Consider the following 5321-nt stretch of genomic DNA (forward strand, 5'->3'; position numbering starts at 1 on the left):
AAACTACAGACCCATCTGAGATCTTTGGCACGATCGCGATTAATCTTAATCCAGATAGTATAAATGCACTGTGGACGTTAACTGGCCCAAACAACTATGAAGAAGATGGCAATGTTGACACGCTTCTGTCAAATATGAAAATAGGTGATTACACAGTGACGTGGGGTGATATAACCGGTTGGGCTACTCCTTTAAGCGAGATGAAGTCTTTGGTTTCAGACTCAATGGTTACGTTTTCCGGGGATTATATAGAAAATTCTGGTGTGATTTTCATTGTCATTGATTCAGCCATAGATGAGTCGTATATGCCTTGGACACTCACTGGACCCAACAATTACAGCCTGGACGAAATCGGTGATATGACTTTGGGCGGTCTGGCATTTGGTGACTATACAATAACATGGCTACCAGTTTTGGGGTGGGTAGAGCCTGCAAGCGAGACGAAGACGCTTCTGCCAGATTCCACCTTAGTATTCATTGGAAACTATGTTGAGGATACCGGAGTGATTTTCATCGATCCCTCGCCCGATTACATCGAGGCACCGTGGAGCCTTGTTGGTCCTAACTGGTATCGAAACAGTAGCAATGGTGACACGACACTTGTTGATCTTGAGTATGGATACTATGCCATCATATGGGAAGAATTACCTGGCTGGATATCGCCCCCAAGCGAGAACAAGACGCTAGTTGCTGATTCATCCCTAACATTTAAAGGATTATACATCCAAAATATCGGGACAATAATAGTTGATTCCTCTCCAGATGATATCGATGCGCCTTGGAGTTTATCGGGTCCTCACGGATACCAAGAAGTCAGTAGCGGCGACCAAACATTTCACGAACTTGATACGGGTGAGTATACGATAACCTGGTTAGAAGTTGACGGATGGATTACACCCGATCAGGAATCAGAGACACTCGATCTTGTGGATACACTGGTGTTTTCTGGAAATTATATCGTCGATTCGGGCGCGGTTGTTGTCAACCCGCACCCCACTTGGTTAAATGCGCAATGGGTTTTAAACGGTCCCGATGATGGAGTCTGGAGTGGGGAAGGAGCAATGACTTTCCCGGATATGGTTTCCGGTGACTATATTATCTCGTGGGACGACATTGGCGGTTGGATTACCCCATTTAGGAATACAGAACTAACATTAATCGCTGGTGATACATTGACATTCGAAGGAATCTACATCGAAGAATATCCGGGCCCTAGTCCACCACCAATGATACAGGTGTCGGCAGGTAGCTTCATCATGGGTGATGGATATTCATACTGCGGTGAAGACGAACGCGAGGTGACGCTGACGCGCGATTTCTATTTAGGTCAGCATGAGGTGACAAACCAGGAGTACTTGGAAGCGCTCCAGTGGGCATATGACCATGGGCATGTAACGGTTGCGGACAGTTGGGTCTTGGACAACCTGGATTGGGGCAGTCTGCCCCTCCTGGTTATTGACGGTACCAATACCGAAATCCTGTTTGATGGTGCTGGGACATTTTATTTGCGTGAATCACAATCGTATGAGGCGCAGGATGCCTATCCTGAGGGATATGATCCATCCAATCACCCAGTAAAATTGGTAAGTTGGTATGGTGCGGCGCGATATTGCGACTGGCTGAATCTGCTTGAGGGACTTCCTCGGGCTTATGAGCACACAGGCGACTGGTCCTGCAATGGGGGAGATCCATACGGCGTGGAAGGCTACCGCCTCCCAACAGATGCGGAGTGGGAATTTGCGGCTCAGTTCGATGATGGGCGAATCTATCCATGGGGGAATGAGGACCCGGATTGCAGTCAAGCGAACTACATACTGGTTTGGCCCACAACCTGTGTTGGCTGGACTGCTCCGGTAGGGAGCTATCCGGATGCCCCGGGGGCTCTGGGCCTGTCCGATATGGCGGGAAATGTGCACGAGTGGTGCAATGACGGGCACGAGTGCATGCTGGGGACGAATCCGGAAGTAGATCCGCTAGGTCCGACCGGTAAGATTAATCGCGTCCACCGTGGTGGTAGTTGGAGTAAGACATACGGCATGCTGCAATGCGCAAATCGGTACGGTCGCATCGCTGATTCTGCCAGCAATGACCTCGGCTTCCGAATCGCCAGGACCGCGAGTGCGCCGTAAAGCCCGCGCTGAAAGGGGGCAGGCCCTGAGCAGTTCGGTTCTGTTCCGGTCCGGATGTTAATGAACGATGACTAGTTTCTGCGCATCCACCGGACCGGAATCATCGGACATTTTGAGGTAGTATACGCCACTGGGAAGATGTTCAATGTTAAATGAAGCCTGATTCAAATCGTTAGTAACCATCATTCTGCGTATAAGACGACCAGAGGGGCAAAACATTTCAATCATGCCATCTCTTGAGTTTGTTATCTCAAAATTAACTCGACCTGAACCCCATATTGGATTTGGCCAGCACCGAAGGGCCGAATCCTGCTGAGACATAACCATTTCATTTATTCCTGAGATATCAAAAATTAAGTCATCCGAGATTGGGCCATTATTTACTACTAAACCGGTGTGATTCGAGCCGTCTCTCCACGCAGTTCTAATTCGATAGGCGCACTGCATCCCGGGAGGAGATTCATCAGTATAACAGACACGGGCCGGGGGAAAACCGCACCCATCTTCCGGATACCAACATTTACCAATGTAAGTTCCTGCACCACCTCCCGCACCTTCTTCACAGTCCGGAATAAAGTCCCCAGGCCACCGATATACCCAATACTCGATCTGATCATAATCGATACCTGGGCCTTTCCACAATCCGCATGATATAATTGCAGAATTTCCATCAGAAACAACGCTGGGATTTAATGGAGCTGAAGGCACTGGCGTAGCATCTTGTCCATTCAATGGTATGCACGTTCCATAGCACGTTTGCATAGAAGGGTCGGTTTTAAGGCGGAAAGTATACTCTCTATCGTAAAATGCCGGAATTGGAACAGTATAGTGATCATTGTAAGCATACTGAGGGTCGTCAAGATTAATATACATTCTGTAATCATAAGGTCCCCAGCAGGTCGGCTTGTCATAGATGGCAAATCCCCAAAGATCTATGTCACCAACATCTAAAAGATCCCACTCTAGGATTACGGATTGATTGGCAGGGGTGCAGGTGAAATTGGCAATTGGATTGATTGGAGTCTCCATATCAACAGCCTCAAATGCATCCACAATTCCATTGGTTGCAGTATTGCAAAGATGATCATACATTTCGGAAGGCGTCATCGGGAAATCAGCCATATCTTGCACCATGGCCGCGACAGCTGCGACATGGGGGGCGGCCATTGAAGATGATTCGACGTAATAATACTCCCAGAAGGTCCAGTCTGTAGAATTGCATGCCCATAGGTTTGCTAGTGGCGCAAGAATATCTGCAGTGTCGACAGGATAAATGTGGTCTCCGTCCTGGTCTGATCCGCCAACTGAAAGAACAAGATCATCAGAACTCGATCGATCCCAGGATGCAGGGAAGGATTGAGCATAGTCCTCATAAATGCCACTATAATAATGACGACTTGGTGTGAAAAGAGGTATTTGGGCGCCCTGGACGAGTTGGGTGACGGCGGCCTTGAGATCCACAATTGAAGGGTAGTCGTTGGGATCTTCCCCAAGAGGGATTCCCGTGCCAACGCAATTAACAGCTACATCGCCTGCGGATAAACTAAGAGATGCTCTATAAAATGCTGATGTGATGGCTTCGATGCCTCCGCCTAATTCGATATTAATAGTGTAAAATTTCGCATCCGGCGCCGCACCGACCATTCCTATGCCATTATCGCTCGCGACGGCTATGGAAGTCACAATTGTCCCGTGATCACTTTGTGGATCACCGGTTTCTCCGCCATCAAAATTGTCCGCTAAATCTGGATGATCAATATGAACTGCCCTATCGATAATACCGATTCTCTGACCTGATCCTCTCGTAAGACACCAGGCGCGATTTGCACGAATCCCGTACGTGACGGAATCCTCAGGAGACATTAAATTCCATTGGTCGTCGTAATGCGGGTCACCGATTTCACCGTCACACACAAGAAACTCTTCCTCAGACAGAGTCACGCTGGCATCGATAATGGCGGGAAGGCGTGATAGAACCTGGGCGACTGCCTGTTCACAAAGGGCTGGGTCAAGATCGATTACGTAGCTACGAAAAAGTGAGCTATCAGGCATGATATCCCCATTGTCGGTGGAGATAGGTACAGGAATATCGCTTTCCCAAAATAGTGTCTTTCTAATTTTATAAACGCCAAGTTGTGCGAGTCTGGCCATTAAATCGTCATCTGATCCGGAAAGTTCTGGTAAAGTGCGATATTGCGCGCCTGGTGTATACTTCAGATGGCCAGGCCGCACATGAATGGAAACGCGCCCTTGAATAATTGCGGCGGCTGGCAATATTCCAGTCGAATCGTAAACAATCTCTAGATTCCGCTCTGTATCTTGGCTGCCAGAGCAATTAATACGAAGAACTGCGGCCTTTGGCGATGTATGTTTAGGAAAATCAAAGTTCCACAATGTCGTATATGTCTCAGAGTGAATTATACTAGTTGGTGAATACTCTTCACCATCAATGATAAGAGCCATGTTCTCAACGTGGCTATCGCCATTGCTGTTGCATACGAAACTCCAGCAACCAACCATAGTATCAATGACCTCTGGGAAAATGGTGAATGCTTCGGTTGGCGGATTGTCTCCTTCGCCTCCATCCTCACCTCCATCTAATCCGCCAGGACAGGGATTGCTACCGACAACGCCAAAGCCCATCACGCCATAATCTGTTATCTCATCTGATAGTGGCGAGGCGGAGCAATCAACGAAGGTGCCGCCATGAGTCGGATGCTCCGTGAGAGGAATCGTCTCATTCGAATAGGCATAGGTCAGAAACCAATACACCGGAACCAGTTCTCCACCCAGGCAATCCGGCGCCCAACTCACTGCTGTTCCCTCACCGGGATCAGGCCAGTTAGCCGTGGCGACTTCTAAGGGAGATCCAATAATGTCACATGGCCCCCAGCTGCCCATCGCCAAGTCCTCCGGATCATATTGTCCGAGCCCAAAAGTGATCGTGTTGAGTCGATCAGATACATCATCGGGAAAGGCGGCGATCACAAACCATTTCTGGGGAGTGCCATCGGCGGCTGCGGTTGGATTGAGTTGGCTGCAATCTCCTGGGAGGGTCATATCCCCGCATGAGGCTGAGTAGACCAGCTGGGGGTCATGGTGAACGACAAGAACCCCGCCTTCATTAATCCCAGCAAATGAGCTTGATACAAATGCACAAAGGACAAGCAGAACTATTACCAGTCTCATTTC

At 48.7% G+C, this 5321-nt stretch carries 2 protein-coding genes; one reads left to right on the plus strand and one right to left on the minus strand.

The features are described from left to right. The coding region (locus KJ970_11040) for a formylglycine-generating enzyme family protein (GenBank protein MBU2691451.1) at positions 1 to 2129 on the plus strand (2129 nt) is incomplete at its 5' end. 57 nt (positions 2130 to 2186) lie between these two features. On the opposite strand, the gene KJ970_11045 is transcribed toward KJ970_11040, so the two are convergent. Beyond that, positions 2187 to 5189: a S8 family serine peptidase gene (locus tag KJ970_11045; GenBank protein ID MBU2691452.1), complete on the minus strand. Its 3003-nt coding sequence runs from the start codon at positions 5187 to 5189 to the stop codon at positions 2187 to 2189. Between the last annotated feature and the right edge of the window lie 132 nt (positions 5190 to 5321).

The sequence above is a fragment of the Candidatus Eisenbacteria bacterium genome (assembly GCA_018831195.1).
Lineage (GTDB): Bacteria > Eisenbacteria > RBG-16-71-46 > CAIMUX01 > JAHJDP01 > JAHJDP01.

Excerpts from the sequence above, each read along its gene's own strand:
- KJ970_11045 (MBU2691452.1), bottom strand. The coding sequence starts at position 5,189 with ATGACCCTCCCAGGAGATTGCAGCCAACTCAATCCAACCGCAGCCGCC.